General features: G+C 51.5%; 24 protein-coding genes. 17 read left to right on the top strand and 7 right to left on the bottom strand.

Translation table 11 applies throughout. The annotated features are described in order from the left end of the window. The first annotated feature begins 19 nt into the window (after window positions 1-19). Together L9G74_RS18595 and L9G74_RS18590 are read left to right on the top strand one after the other, a co-directional pair. Window positions 20-736: a YuxH family protein gene (locus tag L9G74_RS18595; RefSeq protein WP_238898273.1), complete on the top strand. Its 717-nt coding sequence runs from the start codon at window positions 20-22 to the stop codon at window positions 734-736. 36 nt (window positions 737-772) lie between these two features. Next, window positions 773-2,326 (top strand): GGDEF domain-containing protein, encoded by a 1,554-nt coding sequence (locus L9G74_RS18590; protein ID WP_238898272.1) that lies wholly within the window; start codon window positions 773-775, stop codon window positions 2,324-2,326. A gap of 89 nt (window positions 2,327-2,415) precedes the next feature. Here L9G74_RS18590 and L9G74_RS18585 read toward each other — a convergent pair whose 3' ends face one another. Next, window positions 2,416-3,393 (bottom strand): LysR family transcriptional regulator, encoded by a 978-nt coding sequence (locus tag L9G74_RS18585; RefSeq protein WP_238898271.1) that lies wholly within the window; start codon window positions 3,391-3,393, stop codon window positions 2,416-2,418. Window positions 3,394-3,764: 371 nt separating this feature from the next. Beyond that, entirely contained in the window at window positions 3,765-5,117 is a 1,353-nt protein-coding gene (gene yegD / locus L9G74_RS18580; protein WP_238898270.1) for a molecular chaperone, read from the bottom strand. Between the two features lie 324 nt (window positions 5,118-5,441). On the opposite strand from yegD, the gene L9G74_RS18575 reads away from it, so the two are divergent. The 3 genes from L9G74_RS18575 to L9G74_RS18565 all read left to right on the top strand — a co-directional run bounded on the left by L9G74_RS18575 (window position 5,442) and on the right by L9G74_RS18565 (window position 8,804). Continuing rightward, complete coding sequence (locus L9G74_RS18575) at window positions 5,442-7,307, top strand: cation:proton antiporter domain-containing protein (RefSeq protein ID WP_238898269.1); 1,866 nt, start codon at window positions 5,442-5,444, stop codon at window positions 7,305-7,307. 381 nt (window positions 7,308-7,688) lie between these two features. After that, window positions 7,689-8,513, top strand: a complete 825-nt coding sequence (gene rhlP / locus L9G74_RS18570; RefSeq protein WP_238898268.1) for a rhombotarget lipoprotein — start codon at window positions 7,689-7,691, stop codon at window positions 8,511-8,513. A 99-nt stretch (window positions 8,514-8,612) separates the two neighbouring features. Beyond that, entirely contained in the window at window positions 8,613-8,804 is a 192-nt protein-coding gene (locus L9G74_RS18565) for a hypothetical protein (RefSeq protein ID WP_238898267.1), read from the top strand. A gap of 47 nt (window positions 8,805-8,851) precedes the next feature. Here L9G74_RS18565 and L9G74_RS18560 read toward each other — a convergent pair whose 3' ends face one another. Continuing rightward, window positions 8,852-9,316, bottom strand: coding sequence for a NanQ anomerase/TabA/YiaL family protein (locus L9G74_RS18560; protein WP_238898266.1), 465 nt, complete (start codon window positions 9,314-9,316; stop codon window positions 8,852-8,854). Window positions 9,317-9,518: 202 nt separating this feature from the next. On the opposite strand from L9G74_RS18560, the gene L9G74_RS18555 reads away from it, so the two are divergent. The 3 genes from L9G74_RS18555 (at window position 9,519) to L9G74_RS18545 (ending at window position 13,406) form a co-directional block, all read left to right on the top strand. Then, entirely contained in the window at window positions 9,519-10,481 is a 963-nt protein-coding gene (locus tag L9G74_RS18555; protein WP_238898265.1) for a pseudouridine synthase, read from the top strand. Window positions 10,482-10,590: 109 nt separating this feature from the next. Beyond that, window positions 10,591-12,684, top strand: a complete 2,094-nt coding sequence (locus L9G74_RS18550; RefSeq protein WP_238898264.1) for a phosphatase PAP2 family protein — start codon at window positions 10,591-10,593, stop codon at window positions 12,682-12,684. A 170-nt stretch (window positions 12,685-12,854) separates the two neighbouring features. Then, window positions 12,855-13,406, top strand: a complete 552-nt coding sequence (locus L9G74_RS18545) for an isochorismatase family protein (RefSeq protein ID WP_238898263.1) — start codon at window positions 12,855-12,857, stop codon at window positions 13,404-13,406. Between the two features lie 59 nt (window positions 13,407-13,465). Here L9G74_RS18545 and L9G74_RS18540 read toward each other — a convergent pair whose 3' ends face one another. The 3 genes from L9G74_RS18540 to metJ form a co-directional block, all read right to left on the bottom strand. Further along, complete coding sequence (locus tag L9G74_RS18540) at window positions 13,466-14,605, bottom strand: putative sulfate/molybdate transporter (RefSeq protein WP_238898262.1); 1,140 nt, start codon at window positions 14,603-14,605, stop codon at window positions 13,466-13,468. Window positions 14,606-14,812: 207 nt separating this feature from the next. Next, complete coding sequence (locus tag L9G74_RS18535; protein WP_238898261.1) at window positions 14,813-15,547, bottom strand: sulfite exporter TauE/SafE family protein; 735 nt, start codon at window positions 15,545-15,547, stop codon at window positions 14,813-14,815. Between the two features lie 44 nt (window positions 15,548-15,591). Continuing rightward, on the bottom strand, window positions 15,592-15,906 hold the full coding sequence (metJ, locus tag L9G74_RS18530; protein WP_238898260.1) for a met regulon transcriptional regulator MetJ: 315 nt from the start codon (window positions 15,904-15,906) through the stop codon (window positions 15,592-15,594). 216 nt (window positions 15,907-16,122) lie between these two features. On the opposite strand from metJ, the gene metB reads away from it, so the two are divergent. The 4 genes from metB (at window position 16,123) to L9G74_RS18510 (ending at window position 20,426) form a co-directional block, all read left to right on the top strand. Then, window positions 16,123-17,283: a cystathionine gamma-synthase gene (gene metB / locus L9G74_RS18525; protein WP_238898259.1), complete on the top strand. Its 1,161-nt coding sequence runs from the start codon at window positions 16,123-16,125 to the stop codon at window positions 17,281-17,283. 20 nt (window positions 17,284-17,303) lie between these two features. Continuing rightward, window positions 17,304-19,697 (top strand): bifunctional aspartate kinase/homoserine dehydrogenase II, encoded by a 2,394-nt coding sequence (locus tag L9G74_RS18520; protein WP_238898258.1) that lies wholly within the window; start codon window positions 17,304-17,306, stop codon window positions 19,695-19,697. Between the two features lie 199 nt (window positions 19,698-19,896). Then, window positions 19,897-20,253, top strand: a complete 357-nt coding sequence (locus tag L9G74_RS18515; RefSeq protein ID WP_275297523.1) for a VOC family protein — start codon at window positions 19,897-19,899, stop codon at window positions 20,251-20,253. A gap of 8 nt (window positions 20,254-20,261) precedes the next feature. Beyond that, window positions 20,262-20,426, top strand: a complete 165-nt coding sequence (locus L9G74_RS18510) for a hypothetical protein (RefSeq protein ID WP_238898256.1) — start codon at window positions 20,262-20,264, stop codon at window positions 20,424-20,426. On the opposite strand, the gene L9G74_RS18505 is transcribed toward L9G74_RS18510, so the two are convergent. Further along, the gene (locus tag L9G74_RS18505) at window positions 20,415-21,593 is read right to left on the bottom strand and encodes a tyrosine-type recombinase/integrase (protein ID WP_238898255.1); all 1,179 of its coding nucleotides are present in this window, start codon (window positions 21,591-21,593) and stop codon (window positions 20,415-20,417) included. The two genes, L9G74_RS18510 and L9G74_RS18505, sit on opposite strands and share 12 nt — an antisense overlap. A 368-nt stretch (window positions 21,594-21,961) precedes the next feature. Between L9G74_RS18505 and metF the strand changes: the two genes are divergently transcribed. The 5 genes from metF (at window position 21,962) to L9G74_RS18480 (ending at window position 26,489) form a co-directional block, all read left to right on the top strand. Next, window positions 21,962-22,861, top strand: a complete 900-nt coding sequence (gene metF, locus L9G74_RS18500) for a methylenetetrahydrofolate reductase (protein ID WP_238898254.1) — start codon at window positions 21,962-21,964, stop codon at window positions 22,859-22,861. 112 nt (window positions 22,862-22,973) lie between these two features. Then, window positions 22,974-23,681: a hypothetical protein gene (locus L9G74_RS18495; RefSeq protein WP_238898253.1), complete on the top strand. Its 708-nt coding sequence runs from the start codon at window positions 22,974-22,976 to the stop codon at window positions 23,679-23,681. 232 nt (window positions 23,682-23,913) lie between these two features. Beyond that, entirely contained in the window at window positions 23,914-24,387 is a 474-nt protein-coding gene (locus tag L9G74_RS18490) for a MarR family transcriptional regulator (RefSeq protein ID WP_238898252.1), read from the top strand. Between the two features lie 6 nt (window positions 24,388-24,393). Continuing rightward, window positions 24,394-25,452, top strand: a complete 1,059-nt coding sequence (locus tag L9G74_RS18485; RefSeq protein ID WP_238898251.1) for an HlyD family secretion protein — start codon at window positions 24,394-24,396, stop codon at window positions 25,450-25,452. An 8-nt stretch (window positions 25,453-25,460) separates the two neighbouring features. Further along, window positions 25,461-26,489 carry a DUF2955 domain-containing protein gene (locus tag L9G74_RS18480; protein WP_238898250.1) on the top strand — a complete coding sequence of 343 codons (1,029 nt, stop codon included), beginning with the start codon at window positions 25,461-25,463 and terminating at the stop codon, window positions 26,487-26,489. The last annotated feature ends 39 nt before the right edge of the window (window positions 26,490-26,528 follow it).

Genomic DNA, 26,528 nt, shown 5'->3' with positions numbered 1-26,528 from the left:
TATTTTCGAGGAATACCTCATGTCGACTTGTCATGTCATCAGCAACTGGAACGGGGCGGAGTTACGCCAAGGCGATGCCAGTTTCAAATCTCAGAAAATCTATAACGAATGTATGTTGCCGGTAGCGGAGGAAATTCTGTTTGATGGGCGCTCATGCAGTACCGCCAAGCTACTTAAAGATTGCCCATTGTACTTTTCTCATCCTATCTATTTGGATGATCTGCTTTATACCGCGGAGCAGAGAATACAAACGCAATCGTTGTCGCGGGTGTTTATCAACATCGAGCAGGAAACGCTATGTGATCAACTGAGTTTGGCCAAAATCATTCTACTAAACCAGCGCGCCGTACATTATGGCTGTGAGTTGGTGGTGGAAGTCACTGAGCGTATGCGTTGTGGCAGTTGTATTCGCAGTTACCAAGGGTTGCTGACCTTAAAAACGGCGCAGGTCAAAGTGGCGTTGGATGACTACGATATTTATGGTGCCGCCGCGGAAGATACATTGCTTGACCCGCGTATTTTCGACATCGTCAAAGTGATTCGTCCTGCTAGCGCTACGCAGTTGCAGCAACTGAGTGACTTTATTCACCTCCGTGCTAAATGGCCGCATCAAGAATTAGTGATTGAGAATATTGAGACACAGCACGAATTTAAATTTCTACTGAAATGTGAACCCCTGCTGATGAATTTCTATTTGCAGGGATATTTATTTCACCGTCCTGAATCTATTAACTAAAGTTATATGGAGACCAAAGTGGTTAAAGGAACAAGGATGCAACAGCTGATTTTAGGGAAAAATAAGCTACTACTTTTGCTGGTGGTATTTGTGGTGGTGTTGCTACTGCATATCACTTTTTACTGGCAAGCCAGAGCAGACTTAAAGGACACCAGCACTCAACTGCACAAGAAAGTGCTGATTATACAAACATTAGATATTCTGCAATTTCGCGATTCGGTCGATGTCAGTATCAATATGAATCTGGATGGTTACTGTTCATTGATTGAAAATAGCACTCGTTTACGTAATGAAGGTCAGTTTGATCAATTAGGTAACCGCGACATGGTGGAACACCTGTGCCTGAATCTATTGGGGCTACAGACGTTGCGTGGTGCCGGCTTGCTGGATGGTTTTTATATCGCTTATGAATTTGTCGAACGGCCTGATAACGAACATCTGTTGATGAGTAGCTCTAGCTTCCCGATTAACTTTGGCAATAAAGAAAAGTACACCGAATTTTTACTGAAAGATCCAGATTTCTATTTTCATAACCAAGGCATTGTGCGCAAGCTGTACGTGAAAAACAGCATGCTGCCGGAGTTTACACCGGGACCCAAGTTTAATCCGTTTTATCTATCGGCCACCCCGGTCGAAGATGACACCTACATCAGTGACTATTTAGATCAACTGAGTCAAAGAAAGCTCACTTACTCGGTGATAACTGTCAGCGTTTATCTGTTACCAATACTGCTGCTGATTGTGGCACTGTGGCGGGTACAAGCAAATGCGCTTAGTCAGCGTTACTGGCGCCGGGCGGCGCTGCAACATGTGCGCGCATCCGGTTTTGCGACTTTTGCCTTTGATCAAGACAGTGTCAATTTGGGTTACTGCTCCGACTTTGATGCTCATGAGGCCAAACTCACCTGTTATACCGAGCGCGGTATTGTGTGTGAACCCTATGCTGAAGATTTGCGTTTTATTAAAGTCACCCAGCAGCGCCACGAAGCGGTTTATCGCCTGCTAGGCGCGCAGAAAGGCCAAAATGCTGAATTTAGAGTGGGCGTGCGTGATGAAAAACTGTTTGATTTAATTCAGTTTTACGAAGGTAATTACACTCGTGATAGTTTGACGGGGCTGCATAATCGCACCGCATTGAACAACGTGGTAAAGCAATACAGCAATAGCGATAGCCAGTTTTTGATGGCGTTGATCGACCTCGATCATTTCAAGCGGCTCAATGACACTTATGGTCATGAGTTCGGTGACACCGTATTGGTGCACACTGCCAATTACCTCAAGAGTAACTTTAAGCACAACAAAGATGACCTGTTGCTGCGGGTAGGTGGGGAAGAGTTTTTGGTGATGGTTAAGGTGACCGATGAGCACGCAGATGTCACGGCGTTGGCGCAGATCCTCGAAACGCGATTGCTAGGCTTTAACCAGCAAGCTATTTCGCTCTCTGGCGGCATATCACTGTGGCGCTGCCAAGATGAAAGCTTTGATACTGCCTTTAAACGTGCGGATGAGTTGTTGTATCAAAGTAAAGAACATGGCCGCAAGCAGCTGACTATTGAGGCAGGGCTGAATCAGGCCGCCACTGAAGCTTGAGCTGTGCGAGTGAGCAATAGCAACTCGGCTGCTGTCTATTCACACAGCACAATGTGAAGGGTTACCGGCGGCAGCTTACCGCCGGTGGCTTATCCTGCTAAACGCTCGGCTCGTTGCGGTGCAAAGGCAGATTGCATCGCCACTGCTGCCGGGATTTCTAACACTTCGTTGGCAAAGCTGAGATTGAGCTGATCATACACATGACGAATAAACAGCAGCGTTCGGCTTGGCATTGGGCTTTGACGTAAGTACGACATATAAAGCACATGGTTACGCATCGGATAGTCATCTAACACCGTGACTAAGCGACCTTGTGCCACTTCCTCTTCTGCCAGCTCTTCGGGTAAGGCGGTAATGCCGAGGCCACTCACTGCGAGTTCCTTCGCCAGCATAAAGCTGTCCATGGTCAGGCGTACTTTGGGCGTCAGCGTTAACCAGCTGTGACCATCAAACATGTTTAGTTGGCCTTTGGTGTTTTCATCATAGGCAGAACAATCAATGTAGTGATGACGATTCAGCGCTTCCGGCGTCAGCGGCATACCGTGGCGGGCAATATATTGCGGGCTGGCTGCTAAGCGGCAGCTAAAATTGAGCAGTTTAGTGGTTTCAATCTGCGGTGCTTGGTGCTCGTCAAAGTGAAAGGCCAATTCAGCATCCTCATCCATCACACTGCTAGCGCCTTTATTGGCAAAGGCGATATCAAGGTTAATATCGGGATGCGCTTGAATAAATGATGAGAACACCGCGCTGGAAAAAATCTGATTTAGCTCATACGGCAATACCAGCTTGATAGTGCCTGTTTCTAAATATTGTTCGGCTTGCAACTGCTGCTCGGCAACTTTCATATCATTGAAAGCATTAGCAATATTTTGGTAAAAAGCAAAACCTTGCGGTGTTGGATTGACCTTGCGTGTGGTGCGCGTGAGCAGTTGCACGCCCACTCGAGTTTCTAAATCGCTTACCTTACGGCTTACCGTGGTTTTGGTCAGGCCGAGTAACTTTGCTGCACCCGTGAAGGAATGCTGTTCGACCACCTTAGCAAAAATCTTGAGCTGGTTAAGATCCATAGTGACTCCCACAGTATGTTTCAAGGCTGAAGGCATTTTAAGGTCGCTGTGAACTGTGCTGGTCAATGATATATCGTCAGGGCAATTCGCAACGTCCTCAACAACGTGCCAAATTAAGCGCAAATCGGTTGGTGTTATTGCCGTAATAACCACCAGTGCCGACGGAGCTTACAACCTAAACCATGGTTGAGGTCAAGCAGATAAATTCCCCATTACGGGTTGAATGATTAATAGACAAAGTGGGCGATGCGACGGTGCGGCAAGTGCTGGACCATCAGTGCTGACGATGAATGGAATGTTTGAGCGAAGGCGGTTCATGGCCGATTGGAGCGCGGCGTATTAGCGCGCTCCAAGGCGTTTGTGGCAAATAGTTAAGCAAACACTACATCGGCCCAGCGCGCGAGGCCTGCGGTCACTGAGCCAAAGTCGTTACCACTGACCAAGGGCACATTAGGTAACACTTCGGCGACGGCTTGGCGCAGGATAGGTGAACGCGCCGAACCACCGGTCATAAAGATTACATCCGGTTGCTCGCCGCTTTGCGATACCGCTTCTCTGACCAATTTGCTGATCTGCTGTTTAGGCGTGTCTAACGCTTGCTGCATCTCATCAAAATTGATGTCAAACGCTAAGGTTTCTTTATCGACCGCCATCTGGCTGTGATAGGTTGGGCTGGCCGATAGGGCAATTTTCGCTTCTTCGGCGCGGCGCACAATGCCGTAGCCGAGGGTGTCATGATAAACCGCCAACAAGCGCGCCAGTTTTTCGGGTTGTTGTGCTTCTTTGTGTAGCAGCTTTAACTCAGCCAAGTTGCGTTGGCCGTAGAAGTCGTTTTGCGCGGACAGATCGTTGATCGCCACCGGGTTCCACAACTGTTTCATCGGCATTTCTAGGCCGGATTCCAGCAAGCTACCAGCGCCAAAGTGTGGCATTAACTGGTTAAAGGCGAGATGGATATCCAAATCGTTACCGCCGACCCGCTGGCCGCTGTGAGCTAACAAGCTGTCGCTGCGATCGCGCTTACCGCGCCAGTTCGGCCCCATGCGCAGCAGCGAACAGTCGGTAGTACCGCCGCCGATATCAACCACTAATACGGTTTGCTCGCTGGTGAGGCTGGCTTCATATTCAAGCCCTGCGGCGACGGGTTCAAATTGGAACTCAATGCGCTTGAAACCGGCGCGAGTGGCGGCGCGGCGCAAGATCTGCTCCGCTTGTTGGTTTGAGCTTTCACCGCCGCTGCCTTGGAAGTTGATCGGGCGACCAATCACCGCATCATCAATGGGTTGTTGTGTTTCCATCTCGGCGCGTTGTTTGATGTTGGCCATCATGGCGCAGACCAAATCTTCAAAGAAGCTCAGTTGCACTTGATGCAGCCCCATCGCACCTAAGAAGGATTTTGGCGATTTGACGTAGTAAAGATCTTGCGGGTGCGCGAGGTATAAATCCAACGCTGCTTGGCCGAATAGCAGGTCTTCGGCATGCAGTTCAATGCCTTCTTCACGGTTGGCGGCCATGGCGCGACGCAGCAGTTGCTGGCCGGTGGCATCGCTCGGTTGAATATTGCTGAAACGAAACAGGTGCTCTGAGACGGAGTCACGTGTGGGCGCGGCCAGAGTTGACGGCAGATAATGTTGGCCGTTTTCTAGCGCTAACAGCGTGGGCACGCCATTAACCATGCTAGCAACCGAACAGTTGGATGTGCCGTAATCAAAACCAATAAACATAATGCGCCCTTGCTTAGCGTAAAAAGAAAAGCCGCATAAACTAACGTAAAAGCGGGTTGAATGCCAACGCTGATTTGTTGCAATTACTGTGTTATGCGCGGAGTAATGCTGCCCGCAATTTGGTGGCTGCGGTATTAACGCGTACTATGAGTGGCCTTAGTCGTGTCATGCTTGCTGCAACACACCACGAGTAACCAATAGCTTTCACCCTCGGCATTTCATGGTTAATAATGAAATGCATGTTGGTCGTTGACACCTTGCCACACCAACACATAAACATCACCCACAACCACCTGACTCACATGCCCACGGCATTAGGATGCTATGACAGATATTCTTCTCATTACCTTTGTATTTTTAGTCGCTGGCGTGGTGGCTGCGCCATTAGCGTCGCGGTTCTCACTCGGCTCCGTATTGGGCTATCTGCTGGCGGGGATTGTCATCGGTCCATTGCTGTCGCTGTTAGGCGTTGACGTGAGTTCGGTGCAGCATGTGGCGGAATTTGGTGTGGTGATGATGCTGTTTTTGGTCGGCCTAGAGCTAGAGCCAAAACAGCTGTGGGCAATGAAATACCGCTTGATGGGTTTAGGTGGCGGGCAGATCTTGCTCAGTGCCAGCATTATCGGCTTGATTGCGATAGCGCTGGGGCAAACGTGGCAAGTGGCGCTCGCCATTGGTTTGATGTTTTCGCTGTCATCCACCGCCATTGTGCTGCAAACCCTCAATGAAAAGGGTTTGATGCACTCGGATGGCGGTCGCGCGTCGTTTTCGGTATTGCTGACGCAAGATATTGCGGTGATCCCGATGTTGGTCCTGCTGCCGCTACTGGCGGTGGGCGATATCGGCAGTGCCGCCAGTGTGCATGAGGCGAGCAGCGAAATCAGCTTGGTGGCCGATCTCAACAGTTGGCAAACCGCGTTGGTGACGATTCTGGCGATCTTGCTCGTGATTGGCGGCGGTAACTATCTGATTGCGCCAGTGTTCCGCTTTGTCGCGGTCGCGCGTTTGCGCGAGCTATTTACCGCCACGGCGTTGATGTTCGTGGTTGGCGTGGCGCTGCTGATGTCGTTGGTTGGCGTGTCACCGGCGCTCGGTACCTTTCTGGCGGGGTTAGTGTTGGCAAACTCGGTGTATAAACATGAGCTTGAGTCCAACATTGAACCGGTAAAAGGGCTGTTGTTGGGGCTGTTTTTTATCACCGTTGGCGCCCGTATTGACTTCGCGTTACTGCTGGCAGATTTCTGGTTAATCCTCGGTTTAACCTTGGTGTTGTACTTGGTCAAAATTGGCGTGCTGCTGGCGTTGGGCGCGGTGTTCAAAGTGCATGGTCATAACAAGTGGCTGCTGGCGCTCGGTGTGTCACAAGTCGGGGAGTTTGCCTTTGTACTGTTGTCGTTCACCGTGGCGAGCAACGTGTTGTCACAACAACTGGCGGATATTTTGTTGCTGGTGGTGGCGATGTCGATGCTGCTGTCGCCGTTGATGTTTATCTTTTATGAAAAAGTGATTGTGCCCCATTGCCGGCCGAAAATGTCAGGTAAAGGGGATGATATTCCAGCCAATGACGCCAAAATCATTATCGCTGGCTCTGGCCGTGTCGGTGGCATTGTTGACCGTATGCTGCGCAGTGCTGGCTTCTCGACTACGGTAATTGACTACAGTCATGAACGTTTAGAAGCGTTGTCGCGCTTTAAAGTCAGTACCTATTTTGGTGATGCCACGCAGCCGTCCATGCTGCATGCGGCGGGGATAGAGCAGGCTAAGCTGCTGGTGGTGGCGTTGGATGATGCTGAGCAAATTTCGCGTTTGGTGCGTTACGTCAATAAGGCGTACCCGCATGTGCATATCATTGCACGGGCGGTGGATCGCCATCACGTGTACGACCTATACGCTTATGGCTGCCGCGATATTATTCGCGAAACCTTTGATAGCAGCCTGCGCATGGGGCGCAGTGCTTTTGAAGCGTTAGGCATTGATAAAGAGGCGGCGGAGGAGATGAAAGAGATCTTCAACGAATATGATCGGCAAAACATGATTGGCGTGGCTGATGTCTATCGTATTGGCGTCCCCGCGCATGAAAATGATGAATATGTGGCGCGGGTGTTTGAGTTACAACAAACCTATGCGCCGTCGATGGAGGCTAAGCTGCGCCGGTTACGCGATGGCACCGATAAGCCACAACAGCCCTAGCGCTCGGCGCTGAGTTGCTGTTAAATTAGGCTCGGCGCGGGACATGTTGGCCTGCGCGTCGATTTTTCCATGCAGATTTTGGCGTTTTTTTGGATATTTCAGCCAAAATACTTGTTATTAGAGGCTGTTTATCTTTGCAGCAGACAGAGCGTGATTTAGGCAAGGCAGGTGATGTGCCGTGTAGTTATTCTCCACAAACAGCACCTAACGCTGAATAAATTGCGCTCTGCCGCTGCCCGAAGGGTTCATTTAAACGCCTCCTGAACTTTGTTGCGACCAGCTTGCTTAGTTGACTAAGCGTCGCAGGCCGCGCCTCGTTCATAACGCGTTTAATTTGAACAAAAATTAAACGCCAAAGATCAACAGCCCCTAAGGACGGTTATGAAATTACGCAGTTTATGTGGTGTCGTATTGCTGTTGGCACTGAGCGGTTGCAGTTCTTTTTTTTCTCATCAAGCGCAATCTGATACTTCATCCAGTAGCTTGTTGAGTTTTCTCTATCCTAACCATGAGCGGCCGACGGTCACCACTGAGTTACCGTTAATTAAGCTGCCTGCCACGGTAGGCATCGCCTTTATTCCGTCAAACGACTGGCGCGATCAAGGGGTCTCTGTGGCTGAGCAGATGCAACTGCTGAGTCAGGTCAAAAATCAGTTTGAGCGTTACGATTACATCGGCAAAATCGAAATCATTCCCAGCACTTATCTGCAACGCGGCAGAGGGTTTCAAACCCTAGAGGAGTTGGGGCAGATGTATGATGTCGATATCATGGCTTTGGTGAGCTACAACCAAGTGCGGCAAAGCACGCAAGGCAAATCGTCGTTGCTGTATTGGACTATTGTTGGCATGTACACCATCCCCGGTAATGAAAACAGCGTGAATACTTTTGTGGATACGGCGGTGTTTGACCTTGCCACCCATAAGCTGTTGTTTGGTGCCAATGGCGTGAGTTTTCTCTCTGAGCGCAGTACCGCAGTGGGGGTTGAGTCCACCCTCAATGACCAATCTAAGAAAGGCTATCACCTCGCCATGGACGATATGGCGCATAACCTAAACCGAGAGCTGGATGATTTTAAGCAGCGGGTGAAACAAGACCGCGTGGCACAAGTTGAAAACCGTGCGGGCTATAGCGGCGGGGCCTTGGGTGGTTTGGCGCTGTTATTGCTGCCATTGGCTTGGTGTCGCCGTAGGGCGCTGAGCCGCTAATACCGTATGTGGTGCGCTATATTTGCGCGCTAGATCGCAGGCCGCCACGGCATGAGTGGATAGACTGAATAGTCTTATGTGTTCAGCAGTCGGTGGCCTATGGATTCTCGAATCAATCGCATCTATCTGATTGCTGCGGCAATCATCTCACCTTGTTTATCTTTTCTGTTGCGTGGCGATAGCATTTTGGCGCGTAGCATCTGTATGTTACTGGTGTTCTCTACCTTGATTTTTGCGGCGTTGTTCCACAATGAGTGGGCCAAAAATCAGCAGCGTGATCAACAGGATTAACTTTTAAGCAGCACCGTAGGTGTCGATGCTGCTTTTTCTGATGCAGCTTAGTCTAGCTGCACCTTCATCACCACCTTGCGTACCGCGACTGGGGTCGCAAACGTGGCGGCCATGTGCATATCGCTCGGGAAGAAAATGGCGAACACTGACGGATTCAGCGGCATAAAATGCGCTTTATCGCAGTGCTTTTGGTAGTCAAATTTCGCAAAGTCATATTCGGCGTTGTATGGCATATCCGCCGTTTGGTCGGTCAATGGTTGATAACCAAACTCTTCATGGCCGCTAATCACATATTGCACATCCACATAGCGACGGTGCACTTCAAACATCTCTTGCTCTTGCGGTTTGGTTTCATATTCGTTGATGATCGCCAGCAATTTATCGCCATCAATTTTATGCACGCCTTTGCTCAGCTTGCTGAAATCGGTGGTGGCGATAAAGTCGAGTGCCAAGGCGAGGCGCGGGTGGAGGTTGGAATAGTAATGGCGGTTTGCCAGGGTATCAACAATCATAATCAGCTCCATGAGAAAGTGCCGGCCAAGTATATCGCTGAAATAACAAGAGGCCAGCAACTTTGCTGGCCTCTTGTTGGATAACGCACGTTTTAGCTGTTAACCATGTTTAGCGCTGATTAATCAGCGGCGTCCTCTGCCGTTATTGCCCGGCTTTGAGGTAACATAGCTGTTTATCGACCGAGCCCCATTACTGACGTTTATGAGTACTGCCACTTCCATTGCCGCGCAACCCTCCTACGTGGTGTTACCGCAACAACACTCAGCCACTACTGTGTTGGCGTTCTTGATTGAGCGTTTCCCGCAGATTGATGCGGCGGTGTGGCAGGCGCGGTTGCGTGACGGCAAAGTGCATTGGCAGGATGGCAGCTTGATTGATGCGCACACGCCGTATCGAGCGGGCGTGCGGGTGTATTACTACCGTGAAGTGGCCAGTGAAACGCCAATCCCGGTGACGGAGCAGATTCTGGCGCAGGATGCACACAGCTTAATTGTGTATAAACCGCATTTTCTGCCGGTGACGCCCGGCGGTCAGTATGTCAATGAATGCCTTATCAACCGCTTACGTCGCCGTACCGGCATCGATACGATTATTCCCGCACATCGGCTCGACCGAGATACCGCCGGGGTGATGTTGTTAGCGGTGTCGGTGGCGAGCCGCGATCCGCTGCATGCATTATTTCGTGATGGGCAGATCCACAAAACTTACCAAGCGGTGGCGGCGCTGACGCCCGAATTAGCGGCAAAGTACGGTGATGGCGTGCTCGCCAAGCCGCAGTTCTGGACGGTGCGTAATCGTATCGAAGTCGGCTCGCCAAGCTTCACCATGCGTTGTGTGGCGGGTGAGGCGAATAGCCATTCTGAGATCTGTTTGCTGGCGGTAAAACAGGGTTTGGGATTGTTCGCCTTGCGGCCGGTGACGGGCAAAACTCATCAACTGCGGTTGCACATGCAATCGCTCGGTATGCCGCTGTTGCATGATCGCTTCTACCCAGAGTTACAACCCAAGCAGGCGGACGATTACAGCAAACCGTTAAAGTTGGTGGCCTGCTGTTTGCGTTTTACCGATCCGTTTACCGAGCAACTGCGCGACGTGCGTTACCAAGGTTTTGAAGCCGAATTTGGCATGGCACCGCTGCAACATGATCCGTGGATGTGCGTCTGATCGCTGCAGCTTAAAATTTCTGTCATCTAAACATCATCGAAGTTTAACCAAGTCACTTTAGGTTAACTGCGCCGCTTTAAGGCGTTCATAACAACAAGGACAAACTTCGATGAAACCCTGCACTCTTGCCCCTAACGTTCTCTCACTGGCCGTGGTTGCGGCACTGACTTTTGGCCTCACTGCTTGTGGCAGTGACAGCGATGGCAAAGTCACTGAACCCGCAGTACCGCAAGGCAGTGACGCTGCGTTAGTGGTAGCGGCGCCCGATAGCAGCTATCCATTGCCAGTAGTGGATAACGCCGCCAACAACAGCAACTCTGCGACGCGCTATAACATTGATGAAAACCCTATCGCCCGTATGCTGAGCGGCATCAATGCGTTGTGGTATGTAGGGCAAGCGGATTGGCAAAACAATGCTAACGGTAACGGCCCTGACAGTTTTGCCGACCAGCAAATTGTCAATGCCCAGCTGTGGCAAGAGAACATCAAATACGTTGTTGATGTCACCAGCAAACGCACTACTGAACAAGCGGTACTGGCGTTTCTCGATGATCAACGCAGCAAAAACTACAGTGTGATCGATGGCTTAGGCCCATTGACTGACGCCTACGTTGCCGCTTCTGGCGCGTATACCGATATCCATGTACCAACGGTTGCGCAAGTGACAGGCGATGGCCGTTATTATGCCGCCAACAACGATGGCATTAGCTACGCCGGTAGCCTCGACAGTGAATTAGGCGCGGTAGTGCAGTTGGTCACCGATTTCCGCCAAAACGCACCGGCATCGACTAGCGCTTCAAAATATATCTTTTCTACCCCACGGCCGTGGCGCATGGACGACAGCGGTGCCGTCGATTACTTAGGCTCAGCACTGTATACCTGTAACGACCAAGACAACGGCAGCAGCTATCAAGATTGGATTTTTGATAACTACACCTCCAGCGTGAAAATCGTGCCGGGGTTGATGTGTGCTCGCCGCCATCATGAAAGTTCGATTATTGCCGACGACCAAGAAAACCGCCGCAAAGACGGAGGTTATCCATCTGGTCACACTAACGCCGGTTATCTGGCCGCCTTAGCTTACGCTTATGCTGTACCGCAACGTTACAGTGAAATGCTGACGCGCGCGTCACAACTGGGTGAAGACCGTATTCTGGCGGGCATGCACTCGCCAGTCGATGTGATGGGTGGCCGCATGCACGCACTGGCGGTAGCCGCTTATGCGCTGGGTCAAACCGAGATTCAAGCCAACGCCGAAAACGCCTATCAGCAAGCACAAGCTTACTTTGGCGCCCGCGCTGAAGCGGCAGGCCAAAGCCTGTACGACTATGCCCACAACCATGTGGCTAACGAAACCGGCATGATCATCGGCGACCAAGTGAACGCCCAAGTGTTCAACAACAACACGTATGCCGATCATCAAGCTAACAAAGCCTTGTATCGCCAACGTCTGACCTATGGCTTCACCCAAGACAGCAGCAAAGCGGGCCAAGATCCGGTGGTGCCAGAAGGTGCTGAACGTTTATTGGCATCACGTTTACCTTATTTGAGCGCTGAGCAACGCCGCCAAGTGCTATACACCACTGAGATCGATTCTGGCTATGCACTGCTGGATGCATCTAATGGCTGGGGTCGTTTGGATTTAGTCAGCGCGGCTGACGGTTATGGCGCATTGTTAGCGAACGTCACCGTGACCATGGACGCCAGCGAAGGCGGCTTCAACGCCAGTGACCGTTGGCAGAACGACATCTCCGGTGCAGGCATGTTAACTAAAGCGGGCAGCGGTAGTTTGGGGCTGAGCGGTAACAACAGCTACAGCGGCGGCACCATCATCAATGGTGGTACTTTAACTGCGCTGTCACCGAGTGCGCTCGGCAGTGGCGATGTGTATCTGACTGACGGCAGTTTAGCGGTTGATAGCACAGGTTCGGTAAATGTGGGCGGCAATCTGACGCTCAAAGGTGGCAATCTTGCCTTGGTGATGGACACAGATGCCAGCCAGTTGACCGCAGCGGGCACCGTGTGGCTTGAAAACGCCAGCTTGACGCTCGATATGAGCCAGTACCCAACCGCTGATAAGTTGCAACTGACGCTGGTCCGTGGCGCTGATGTCGCGGGCAAATTTAGCAATGTGACTGCTGCGGGTTATAAAGTAACGCTCAAGTATCATCACGACAGCGTTGTGGCTGAACTCAGCAAGTAACTTTAACGTTTCGATGAACAACAGGCTCACTTTGGTGGGCCTGTTTCGTTGGTACGATTATCGGCAAACGCGGGATTAAACCTGCTTCATCAACCGCGGCAACACTGGCGTGTTCGGCCGCCAATAGGGTATAACGGCGCCTCGATTCATTGAATAAAAAGGTGGTCACCATGCCTGTCACTCAACTCGACGCGAAAACCGCGCTTATTGTTATCGATCTACAACATGGCATCGTACAACTGCCGCTGTGTCATCCGGTACAACCCGTCATCGACCAATGCGTTAGCTTGATCAACGCCTTTCGTGCCAAACAGCAACCGGTTGTGTTAGTGAATGTGGACGCGGCGCCTGCTGGCCGCACGGATCTCGGTGTCGGCGGCAAATACTCTGATGAATTTGCCAAGTTGCTCCCAGAGCTGAACGTTCAAGCCAGCGATATGCTGATCACCAAACCTAACTGGGGCGCGTTCATCAACACCGATCTGCACCAACAACTGCAAGCACAAGGTGTGACCCAAGTGGTGGTGGTCGGGATTGCCACTGCTATCGGCGTTGAATCCACTGCGCGCCAAGCGTTTGAACTGGGTTATCACGTCACTATCGCCGTGGATGCGATTACCGATCTGAATATCGATACGCACCACAACAGCGTGCAACGTATTTTCCCCAAATTGGGCGAAACCGGCACCACGGCTGAGGTGCTGCAACTGTTGCAAGCCTAAGCGCTTGTCTGCTAACCATCAGCAAGGCCGCATTCGCGGCCTTAGTTTTTAAGTCGCTATCAACGCAATGAGGCAACGATATGCCAGCGGCGGCGCAGAAACTCGAGTATTAATCCTGCCGCTAAGCCTGCGGCGGCATTAACAAATAAGCTGATACTCGCCGTTATCGCAATCACCAGCATACAAAACGGTCGTCCATCAAGCAGTCGGCGTGACCAAGCTAGCTGCAAACCCGCAGTAGATAACAAACTGCCCAACACCGCCATGGGGATCAAACTTAGCAGCCAAGCCACATTCTCGCCCCAACACAGTGCCACCAGTAAACAGAAACCGCCAAAAATCAGCGGTGCCCACAGGCGGCGCGCACCAAAATGGTATTGCGCTACTAGGCCGCCAGCGCCATGACACATCGACATTGCCCCCAGTGGTGCGAGTAACAGATTGGCCAGCCCTGAGCTGGTAGCAAAGGCTTTGGGGGTAAACTTAGCGGCGTCGTCGGGGAATTTCTCCCGCGCAATCATTGATGAGGCAATCACCGCATTGGTGAGCGTCAATGCTAACTGCGGCAATACCAATAAGGTGAGCGCACTCTGCCATTCACCAAGCACGGGCCAACCTAGCTGCCACGGCGTATCGTTAAAGGTGAAACTGGCATCGCTGCCGTGGCTGTACTGCCAAGCCATGCCGCCGACCAGCACTAGCGGCATCGCCAGATAATGCCATGGTAAAAAGCGTGACAGGAAGATGATGGCAAAGGCACCAAAGCCAATCCACGGCGACACCGACATCATCTTGGCGCCAATCCATAACAGTTGCAGGCCGATGGCAAATTGAATGCCGGTGGCAATCGCTTGTGACACCTGCCGCGCCAACCATTCGATGGCGCCACTGAATGCCAACGCCAATAAGATCAGGCCCATCAACATGGCACTGGCTTGCATCATGCCGGGGCTAAGCCCTTGGGCGATGACCAGCGCCGAGATCACCTTCATCGGTTGTACCGGAATCGGGCGGCGATAGAACAGCGCCACGGCGATACAAAACAGGCCAAAACCGAGAAAGATCCCTTGCGGAGAAAACTGATTAAGCGCGATCAGGCCGAGCACTAACGGCAAGAAAGTCCCTAGATCGGCGAAAGCGCCGGTGAGTTCTGCTAAAAATTGTCTGCTGGCTGGTGCGCTATTGGCAGCTTGCGTCATAGAGGTTGCCGTTGAAAAAGATAGTGCGACACGGCAAGTATAGTGCCAATTTTGAGGGGTTGCGTACTCGCTTAAATCCCTAATTGACGGCAATTGTCCATGTTTATCCTAAGAGAATAGGACAACTTGCTATATCACTGGGACGGATTGTCTTATCGCGCATATCGTCGCCAGCAAAGCAGGTGGCGTTGACACAACTGGGCAGCATTACCAGCTATAGACGGACTTGATCACCAGCACCAACACATTGACGGCACATAAGCAGAGGGTAAATTGGCGGGTGCGGCGGCGGTCCACGTAAGGCACGATAAAATTAGACAGCCAAAAGCCGATAAACACCGCAGGCAATAACAACGCGGCCAGCAGTAGGTGATGCAACTGCAATTTACCGACGGCGAATAAGATCACTAAGCTGATCAAACTGCTCAGCGCAAAAAAGGCGGACAGCGCGGCGCGGAATTTGCCCGCATCGCGGCCGGTGAGCAGCAGCGCCATCGGTGGGCCACCAATACCGGCAATGGTGCCAAAGATACCGGAAAATATCCCGGCCACCGTAATGCTGCAACGGTTCACCGGCGCTTGGTAGCGTTTGATGCTGAGCCACAGCGCAATTGCCACAATGGCAGCGATGATCAAGCCTAATATTGCTTGCGGGGCAATCAACAGTAGCGCCGCGCCAATTAAGCCACCGGGAATGCGGCCAAGCAAACCCCATTGCAGCCCGTTAAACTCTAAGTTGCCGCGTTCGCGCATCAAGGTCAGTAGTGAGATGGAGAAGCCCATCAGAATCACCGGCACGGGCACCAGTTCTGGATCGATAATGTAGAGCAGTGGGGCGGATACCACTGCGAGCCCAAAACCAATCAGGCTTTGAGTAATGGCGCCGACAAAAATCACCAGCGAGGCGAGTAACAGTATGGTGGGATCGATAAGTTGCAGCATGGTAGGGAAGGTGAAGCGGCCAAATTCCTCCGCTTCCTCTTAGCTTATTCTAACTCTTCCCATTCAATGCCCATCTCATCCATCATGCGTTTGGCTTCAGCGGGAATGCTATCGGGCAGATCTTTTGATAGATCTTCATCGTTTGGCAGTGGCTGGCCGGTGTACGCATGCAGGAAGGCTTCACACAACAGTTCGCTGTTTGTGGCATGACGCAGGTTATTCACTTGTCTGCGAGTACGTTCATCAGTGAGAATCTTCAACACTTTGAGCGGAATCGAGACAGTGATTTTTTTCACCTGTTCGTTTTTCTTGCCGTGCTCAGCGTATGGGCTGATGTATTCTCCGTTCCATTCAGTCATCGTTGCACCTGCTATATCTTAAAATCGCCGCAGATTTTAACCCCTTGCCCAGCACAGTCAAATCTCGGCAGGCAAAAAACTGTGCTTACTCATGGAATTCTATACTTTTGGATGTCTAAACGTCTATATGCCTATTGACGATAGTGACTAGCTTGGTAGAATTTAGCCGTCCAGACATCTAATCATGATGTCATCCAGATTGCAAAGGAGTCGAAAATGACAGAGCGGAAAATAGCAACAGCAGCGGTCCGTCAGGGGATTGAATCCGATACTCAGCATGGCGCCGTCGTTCCGCCGATTTATCTGTCGACTAACTATGCCTTTGATGGTCACAAAACGCCACGCGCGTTTGACTACAGCCGTTCCGGTAATCCCACCCGTTCAATTCTTGGTGATGCGCTCGGTGAGCTGGAACGGGGTTGCCCTGGCGTCATCACCGCCAGCGGCATGGCGGCCATTACTTTGGTCACTAGCCTGTTGGGGCCGCAAGATCTGTTAGTGGTGCCGCACGACTGTTACGGCGGTAGTTATCGCTTATTCATCAACCTTGCCAAAAAAGGCAACTTTAAACTGTTGGTGATTGACCAAACCGATGCCAAAGCGGTGGCCGACGCATTTGCACAACAACCTAAAATGGTGTGGATTGAAACACCATCCAACCCGTTAGTGCGGGTGGTCGATATCGCCTTTATGGCGGCGGAAAGCCACAAAGTTGGTGCGCTGCTGGTGGCCGACAACACCTTTTTATCACCCGCGCTGCAACAGCCATTAACGCTCGGTGCCGATATCGTGGTGCATTCCACCACCAAATATATCAACGGCCACAGTGATGTGATTGGCGGCGCTGCGGTTGCCAAAGATGCTGAAGTGTCTGACTTGTTGCACTGGTGGTCCAATACCTTAGGTTTGACTGGCGGCGCGTTTGACAGTTATCTCACCCTGCGCGGTTTGCGCACTATGGCGCTGCGGGTACGCGAACACCAAGCCAACGCCCAAAAAATTGTTGAGCTGTTGAATGCTAGCGAACAAGTCACCAAAGTGTACTACCCAGGGTTGAAAGACCATCCCGGCCATGACATTGCCGCTAAACAACAGCAAGGTTTCGGCGCCATGCTTAGTTTTGAGCTGAAAGGTGGTGAAGCGGAAGTGAGCGCATTTTTGGGCGCACTCAACTATTTTTCAATTGCAGAAAGTTTAGGTGGCGTGGAGAGTTTAGTGGCCGTGCCTGCTACCATGACCCACCGAGCGATGGCGCCAGAAGCACGCGCCGAAGCGGGCATTAAAGAAACCTTGATCCGCATGTCTGTAGGGATTGAAGATTCGCAAGATCTACTGAATGATATTGCCGCAGGTTTAGCTGCCGTGGCAGCCTGTTGATTATTGGAGCACTCATTTAAATGGCGCGTAGTCACTTACACAAATTTGGCGGTTCAAGTCTGGCAGATCCAGATTGCTACCGCCGCGTAGCGCATATCCTGCTCACTCATGGACGCCCAGACGATTTGATTGTGGTGTCCGCAGCAGGCAAAACCACTAACTTCCTCTACAAACTGTTGGCACTGCGCGAAGCGGGCCAATTATGGTTAGAAGAGCTGCAAGTGCTGATGAACTATCAGCAAAACCTCATTGAACAACTGCTGGGCGCCGAACAAGCCCGCCAGTTGCGTGAACGTCTAAGCACCGATCGCGCCCAACTCACCACGCTGTTACAACTGGCCGAATTAAGCGACTACCAATGTAACGAAGTGGTCAGCTTTGGCGAGCGTTGGTCCGCCCGTTTGATGGCGGCCTTACTGCGCGAATCGGGTGTTGCAGCTTCGAACATCGACGCACGCCAATTGCTGGTGGCCGATGAAGGCGCCGTACCGAAAATCCGCGATGCCGAGTCACGTCAAGCGGTACAAAAAGTGCTGGTTGAACATCCCGATGAACGTTTGGTGATCACCGGTTTTATCTGCGCCAATCCCCACGGCGAAACGCTGCTGCTCGGCCGTAATGGCTCCGACTTCAGCGCCACTTTGATCGCCAGCTTAGCGGATATCGATCGTGTCACCATTTGGACCGACGTGGAAGGGGTGTTTAACGCCGACCCGAATAAGATCCAAGGAGCGAAATTACTGAAAACCATGTCATTGGCTGAAGCCGACCGCCTCGCGCGCTTAGGCTCGCCAGTGCTGCACTCGCGTACACTGCAACCGCTGTTTGATACCCAAGTCAGCTTGGCGGTGCGCTCCAGCTATGCGCCACAAACAGGCTTTACCTTGGTCACGCCACAGAGTGACGCCGCCAGCGCGCCAGTGGTGACCAACTTAGATCAAGTGTTGTCAGTCTCGCTGCAACTTGATGGCGCATGGGATGCGCTGCTGGATGCATTAAATGCTGCGGGATTACAGCCGCTAGCGCATTGGCAACACAGCAAATACCGCCATGAAATCGTGTTTACCGCCGAACTGCGTAAACAGGTGCAAACCTTGTTGAACAACGTGGCGGCAGAGCTGCACATCAGCGATGTACACGAGCATTTGGGCTTTGGTCTCGTGGCCTTGGTCAGCAGCGCGGCATCGCAATATCGCCGCAGTTTTGCACGCCTGTTGAGCCGCGATGCACGGCCGCTGTATCAAGACGACTTGAGTTTAGTCACGCTGGTACCGCAAGGGCAGGTGGCATTGCTGACGCAAAAAGTCCATCGCCGCTGCGCTGGCCCGCGTAAACGTATCGGCATTATTGTGCTGGGCGTGGGTAACATCGGCGAAGCTTGGTTGACCTTATTTGAACAAGCGCAAAAGCGCCTGAGCCGTGAGTTAGAAGCGCAAGTTGAACTGGTTGGCATTGTGCGTTCCAGTGAAGCGTTGGTCGATGACGAAGGTATCAGCGCGAGCGATTGGCAAGAACGCATGGCAAAAGAAGGCTCACCGTATCAATACGAACATCTGTTTGAGCGAATTGAAACCCTGACCGCCGATGAGTTAGTTGCACTCGACATCAGTGCCAGTGCGGCGCTGACACTGCAATATCCGGAGTTTTTCAGCCGTGGTATTCATATGGTCAGTGCTAACAAGTTGGCTGGCTCTGGCCCGTTAACTTTCTATCGCGAGCTGAAGCAGATGCTTAGCAATCGCCGACTGTTTTGGCGTTATAACGCCAGTTGTGGAGCGGGTTTGCCCATTCAACACGCGTTGAATGACCTGCACAACAGTGGCGATTCGGTCGCGGCCATTGGCGGTATCTTCTCCGGTACCTTGTGTTGGTTGTTCGAGCAGTATGATGGCGTGAAACCGTTCTCAGAGCTGGTATTAGAGGCCAAAGCGCTGGGCATCACCGAGCCCGATCCGCGCGATGATCTCTCCGGCCGAGATATGCAGCGTAAGCTGTTGATCCTCGCCCGTGAAATTGGGCTTGAGCTGGAGTTGGAAGATATCCAACTGAGTTCCTTAGTGCCACCACAGCTGGTGGACGTCACCTTGGATGAATTCCTCAGCCGCATGTCGGAAATGGATGACGATTTGGCGCAGCAATTTGCCGCCGCTAGCGAACAAGGTAAAGCACTGCGTTATGTGGCCGCGCTAGATCGCTCCGGTGATAAGCTGGTGGCCGAAGTGGCTCTGCAATGGGTGGAAAGCTCGCATCCTTACGCCAACTTAACCCCAGGCGATAACGTATTTGTTATCCGCAGTGCCTTCTACCAAGGTAATCCATTGATTATCCGAGGGCCGGGCGCGGGCCGTGAAGTCACCGCCGCTGCGGTGCAATCTGATCTAGTGCAGATTTGTAAAGATCTACTGCAAGATTAAGTTATCAAAATGTTTTAAAAGGCTCCCCAGTGGAGCCTTTTTGCTTTCTGAAATAGCGCTAAGCCGCCGCCGCTTGCATTGAGATTGTTGCGCGTCGTATGTGATTCCTCAAAGCAGGCATTGCCTGCTTTTTTAATGGACAAATTTGCTACAGCGTGTAGCTTGAAGCATCAGTAACCCCAACAGTATGAGGCGCGTGATGGAACACGAAAAACTGAATTATGTGGAGTTTGCCGCCAAAGATTTAGCGGCAACTAAAGCGTTCTTTAGCGCGGTGTTCGGCTGGCAGTTTGTGGATTATGGGCCAGAGTACACTGCGTTTGATAACCAAGGGCTAGAAGGCGGTTTCTATTACGCTGAGATGGCGAGTCAAACCGCCAATGGTGGCGCGCTATTAGTGTTCTACAGCGATAATTTGGAAGAGACGTTAGAGAAGGTTGAAGGCAACGGCGGACAAGTGGTGAAAGCAATCTTTACCTTTCCCGGTGGTCGTCGGTTTCACTTTGTCGAACCTAGCGGGAATGAGTTCGCCGTCTGGTCAAATGCGGTGGTTTAGGGATGCATATGAGTGCATTACTGGAAAGTTTGTTATGTGCGTTACCCTCGCCACCTGTTAAAGCGTTATGGCAATCAATGCGCCAGTCACCATTGTTAACTGCGGTAGTGATTTGTGGCACTTTACTGCTGCTTGCTGGCGCTATGTTGTTATGGCGTATGTCACCAGCCTAACGTATTGACCAATAACGCCGCATAGTCGTTTAATGCCTGTCGCCGCTGCGCTACATCTTGCTCAGCGGCGACTACCACACCGCCGCTGGCGGTTTTCTGCCCTAAACAGCGCTGCGCTAATTCCATTGATACACCTAACTGATCTACTAACAGTTGCTTGGTGGTGCGGCGAAAATCATCCAGTACAAATGGCTCACTAAAGTTAAGCGGCTGTGCTGTCTGTTTCAGCAGACGGCTCAGGGTATCGGCCGACAGTGGCTTGGCGACTTTGCTGCGGTGGCGCGATGGAAACAGATAACCCGTCGCACCGTTTAACTGTTTTAGTTCGGTCAGCCAATCTATCACCACCGGTGCTAACGGCACGCTGAGTGGTTTTTCCCCATCATTGAGTTGCCACCATCCCTGTTGCAGATCGAGCTGCTGCCAGCGTGTGTCGAGCAGTTGTTTCTTGCGTAAGCCCAAGGTTAATAACAGCCGAAACGCTAACTGATAGCTGCGGTCGATACCGTTGGCGGGGTGCTCAAGTGCACCAAACAGTTGTTGCAGTTCGTCGAGGCTGAGTACTCGCTCGCGTCGCTGGCTGGCAATGTCAAAATCTGCGGGGGTTAATCCGGCGGCTGGATTGAGTGGCAACAGCTTTTGGGCACAGGCAAAACGGAACAGTTGTTTGAGATAACGCAGCGCTTCGTTGGCAACACTGGGTCTACCGCTGCGCTGAATGTTGCCGATCAACAGTGCAATATCTTGTTGGGTGACTTCCGCTAAAGGGACGCGGCCGAGCAGGGGTTTTATCTCATGTACAAAAATACGGTAGGGCTTATTTTGGGTGGTGCGTTGCAGTTGCTCATCGTCATACCAAGTAAGAAATAGGTCATTCACCGACACAATTTTGCTCGGTTTTTGCTGTTGTCGCTCGGCTAATGGGTCGCCACCTTTGGCCATTTGTAACTTCACCACTGCCGTTTTCAGCTGAGCATCGGCCAAGCTTACGGCGGGATAACCGTCGCCATCCAAGGTCATAAAATGGCGTTTGCCTTGCAAACTATAGCGCACTTCCCATGTGGCTTTGCCGGGATTGGTCACGCGTAAATACAAGCCATTGCCGCAGTGTTTACGGCAGGGTTTGCCAAGCAAATAGGCCAGTTCTAACTCTTGTTCTGATAGCATAATCTTTTAAGTAACCATATTTATGTAACCAGAAATATTCTATTAAAATCAATTAAAAATAGGTAGTTATATTTTTAGTGAAGTTGTGTTTTGTATGATTGATATTTAACGGTGGCAGATGGACATATTTGCGATAGTACCGTATGCCACTTGTTTGCGGTACGGCTGCAGCCGATAACAGCTAAACTTATTGAGGGCTTGGCTGGCGCAAATATCGACGCTTGTATGCTGTGGCTGAAGCTCGTAGATGTTGGCGACCGTTTGTTGATGAAATGATCATTTAACTTGACTTCAATCTCATTTTCTCTAGTATACGGCCATATAGACGTCCAAACGTCCAGATAGATAAACTTGAGGAATTATTCGACATGGCTTTTCATCACGCGCAGCATGCCAACTCACTTAACCAAAGTCTTGCCGATCTAAACGGTGACATTAACGTTTCGTTTGAATTTTTCCCGCCATCAACACCGGAGATGGAACAAATTCTGTGGAGTTCAATTCAGCGTTTGCAGCCGTTGAACCCTAAGTTTGTCTCGGTGACTTATGGTGCTAACTCTGGCGTGCGTGACCGTACTCATAGCGTGATTGAACGTATCCAACAAGAAACTAACTTGGTGGCCGCACCGCATTTAACCTTGGTGGATGCGAGCGACGAAGAGCTGTTAGAGCTGGCGAAACATTACTGGAATAGCGGCATTCGTAACATTGTGGCGTTGCGTGGTGATCTGCCAGAAGGCAGCCCTAAACCTACCCGTTTTGCCAATGATTTAGTGCGTTTGCTAAAAAGTGTGGCTGACTTTGATATCTCGGTGGCGGCTTACCCTGAAGTGCATCCAGATGCGGCCAACGCTCAAGCGGATTTGATCCACCTCAAGCGTAAAATTGATGCCGGTGCTAACCGCGCCATTACTCAATTCTTCTTTGATATCGAATCTTACCTGCGTTTCCGTGACCGCTGTGTTACCGCGGGCATTGATGTCGAAATCGTCCCAGGTATTTTGCCTGTCACTAACTTTAAACAGCTGAAACGTTTTGCTGGCATGACTAACGTATCGCTGCCGCGCTGGTTGCATCGTCAATTTGATGGTTTGGATGACGACCCAGGCACCCGTTCACTGGTGGGCGCTAACGTAGCAATTGATATGGTGAAAGTGCTGAGCCGCGAAGGGGTGAAAGATTTCCACTTCTATACCCTGAATCGTGCCGAGCTGACGTACGCCATTTGCCACACCTTAGGTGTGCGACCACAAGTTAAAGCCGAGTAATCTGCGTTTGACCACAGAGCCCGCCGCGTTGCGGGCTTTTTTGTACCCGTTTGCCCCGCTGCTTGCGGTTTATGGTAAAGTTTTGCCTCATCATGGATTGTTGGCTTAGCTTATGAAAATAGTGAAGAAACAGGAATTTCCCGATAGTTACACCATCGAACCCGCGCTGCCAGCATATCAACAGGCATTATCGCTGTTTATGATGCAAAACTACGCCCATCTGGAGCGCTTTGTCACCCATACCCTGCGGCGACAAGGCTGTGGCGTGGATTACACCGGTTCCTACTATGCCTGTGAAGTCACTGAAGATGAGCAGGACGAATATGATATCGCCGCAGGTCATGTCGAAATCAGTTGTTCGCTGGATGAGCCGCCCTATGTGCAGTTGCTTGAGGCCGATTATGTAGAGATTCTGGCGCAAGTGTGCGATATCCGTGATCTGCCAGAACGCGCCGCGTTATTGCGTCGTTTCAATGCCGAGCCACAACTGGCGGATAGCTTACTCGAAGCGAGCCCGAGCCGCTGCCATCAACGTTGGCGGCAGTTTATCCCCTTTATGCAGCAGTATTGCCACTGGCATCTCAAAGACGGGCGTTTGTATTCGCCAGATGAAAAAGCGTTTTACTCGGTGGATGCATTTACCGATGACCTTGAGGTGATGTACCGCGTGGCGCAGCACACCTTGCAACAGTTGCAGCAGCCGTCAACGCCACATCATTTCCCCGAGTATGTGGCTGCGCAAATCCCTGAGCTTCAACATCGCCTGCAAGCACTACAGGCTTATTTCGCGTGGGAGCAACAGCACCACGCTTGCCCCTAAGCTTTTACTTCCTCGATTAAATGACTGACGCAGTGGTCGCCGTGCAGCGGGTGACCACTCGCCTCATCATAGGTGCTGCGCTAAATCAGCGTGTGCTTATCCATCTTGTCCGACTCGTAATAAAGCAACTGTAAAATGTGACACAGATCTTTTTTAGTTTTTTCGCATTTACTGTTTACTTAGCACGCTAATTAAATATAATGCTTCGCCTGCTAAGTAAGTGGAGAGCGTCATGGCTGACAAACAAGAACACTTGCGCGAACAATCATTGGCTGAGTATCTCGGCCGCTGCCATCGCTTATGGCGTATGGTGGCCGATGCCGAGTTAGCCCCGCTCGGGTTAACACATCCGCGCTGGACCGCATTGTGGAAATTACGCCGCTTGGGCGACGCTATCAGCCAGAAGCATCTGGCGGAGTCGTTAGAAATTGAGCTGCCTTCCTTGATGCGCACGCTGGGCCAGCTTGAAGAGCAAGGCTTGGTGACGCGTGTTAACTGTGAGCAAGACAAACGGGTGCGGATTGTGTATCTCACCGAGGCGGGTCGGCAGTTAATCACTCAATTAGAGTCGCGCATTGTGGCTATTCGTGCCGAGTTACTGCGGAATATCACCGCCGAACAATTAGAGACTTTTGAAACCGTGTTGGACCAAATCACTAGCAACGCCCAGCACAAGTTGCACCAATTCAAAGTGTTAGAAGAGTAATGTTACATGACACCAGATCAACAATTCGCCCGCATCATTAAATTCGCCATCTGTGGGTTTGTGTTGCTGTTTGGCTATTTTATTTTTGCTGATATGTCAGCCCCTTTGACACCGCAGGCCATGGCGACGCGTTTGGTGACCAAAGTGGCGCCGCAGGTGTCGGGCAAAGTGGTGCATGTGGCGGTGAGCAACAACCAACATGTGGCGCAAGGCCAACTGTTGTTTGAAATTGATCCCGCGCCGTACCAGTTGGCGCTGCAACAAGCGCAGCTGAATTACGAACAAGCACTGCAAGATAACGCCGAATTAGACGCGCAAATCGCCGCTGCCAAAGCGACGGTGATCTCTGATGAAGCGGCGCTGGAACAAGCACAACGCGAAGCCAAACGGTTACACGCCTTAGTGGCAGATAACAGCGTATCGCGCCAGAGTGAAGAGCAAAGCAGCACCGAGGTAAAAACCGCGCAAGCGACCTTGGATGCCGCCCGTGCAACTTTGCGCCGTTTACAGGTGTCTCGCGGTAATGTCAGCGACGACAACTTGCGCTTGCGCCTTGCTAAAAACCAGTTGGCCCAAGCCAAACTGAATCTGTCTTACACTCAAGTGAGCGCCGCTGAAGCGGGTGTGGTCAGTAACTTGCAACTACAGCAAGGTAGCGTGCTTGCCAGCAACGCGCCGGTGATGGCGCTGGTGTCTGACAAGTTAGATGTGATTGCTGATTTCCGTGAAAAAACCATTCGCAACGTGAGCAAAGGGTATCACGCCTATGTCACTTTCGACGGCGACCCTGGCACCTTGTACAACGCGACCGTCACCAGTATTGATGCGGGTGTAAGCGCTGGGCAGTTCGCGGCCGATGGTTCGTTGGCATCGCCAGAACAATCTAACCGCTGGGTGCGTGATGCGCAGCGTCTGCGGTTGCACTTTGCGCTAGAACATCCGGCACAGCGCTCCTTGGCGGCCGGTGCCCGCGCCACGGTGCAATTGATCCCTGACACAGGCTTGATGAGCTGGTTTGCCAAAGCCCAAATCAAATTTATCGCTTTGCTGCACTACATCTACTAAAGGCCGTTATGTTTTTACCTCATATGTCGTTAACCGCTAACGACTTACGCCAATGTCTGCGCATTGCTACCGGCTCCACCTTGGGCTTTGCGCTATGTAAGGTGATGGGCTGGGATAACGGCGTGTTTTTTGTGGTCACGCCGATGCTGCTGCTCGGTTTAGTGCCGGTGATGAATGGTCACGCCGCACGGCAGTTAATTGCCAGTAACGTGTTATGCGGTATCGAAGTGGGGCTGCTTGGCGGCATTTTGGGGGCGCACCCAATTGCGATGTCACTGCTGGTGTTTGTGCTGTTCTTGCACCGCTTTGCCAGCATGTCAAAAGGGTCGCTGTTTTTGTATGGCGCTAATGGCGTGATCAGCCTCAGCATCATGCTGCACTTTGCCAGCTATCCGAGCACCGATGTCAACGACCTGATCACACTCAACATTATGGCGTCATTCACCTCAGTGGGAATCGCCTATTTGATGAAGTGGCTCATTCCTGATGTCGAGCCGCGTCAGCCACCACCGGCGCAAGATAAGCAACCGCACCGGATGCGTCATGAGGCGCTACTTGGCGCGACCATGGCAACCATGTCGTTTGTGGTTTTCCAGCTATTTGATCTGCAAGATTCGCTATCGGCACAGGCCACATCACTGTTACTGCTGTTTCCGATGCATTGGAATGGCGCGTTGGGTTATGCGCGAAAACGCGCTTACGGCACCATTGTGGGCGTGTGCATGGGGCTAGCCGTGCAGATTTTGCTGTACGATTGGGCAGAGATCTTACTGTTGCTGCTGCCGCTGTTTTGGATCTGCGTGATGTTGTGCGCCCAAGTGCACGTTAAGGAGCGCTCCGGCTCCGGTATCGGCTTTGGTTCGATGACCACGCTCGGTATTTTGTTCGGCCAATATCTTTCGCCCAATAGCGATATGGTGTTCAGCGCCATGTATCGTATCAGCAGTATTCTCGGCGCGATTGTTGCCACTTTATTAGTGGTGTATCTGGTACACCGTTTGCTCAACAGCTTTGCAGCAACTCGCTTTGGTGTGTAGCTGTTTATCTGCCTGTTGGAACGGATGACAAGCGCGCGA

The organism is Shewanella electrica (assembly GCF_022321485.1).
Lineage (GTDB): Bacteria > Pseudomonadota > Gammaproteobacteria > Enterobacterales > Shewanellaceae > Shewanella > Shewanella electrica.
The sequence above is the reverse complement of the archived record's forward strand: the minus strand, read 5'-3'. Positions and strand labels throughout refer to the sequence as shown.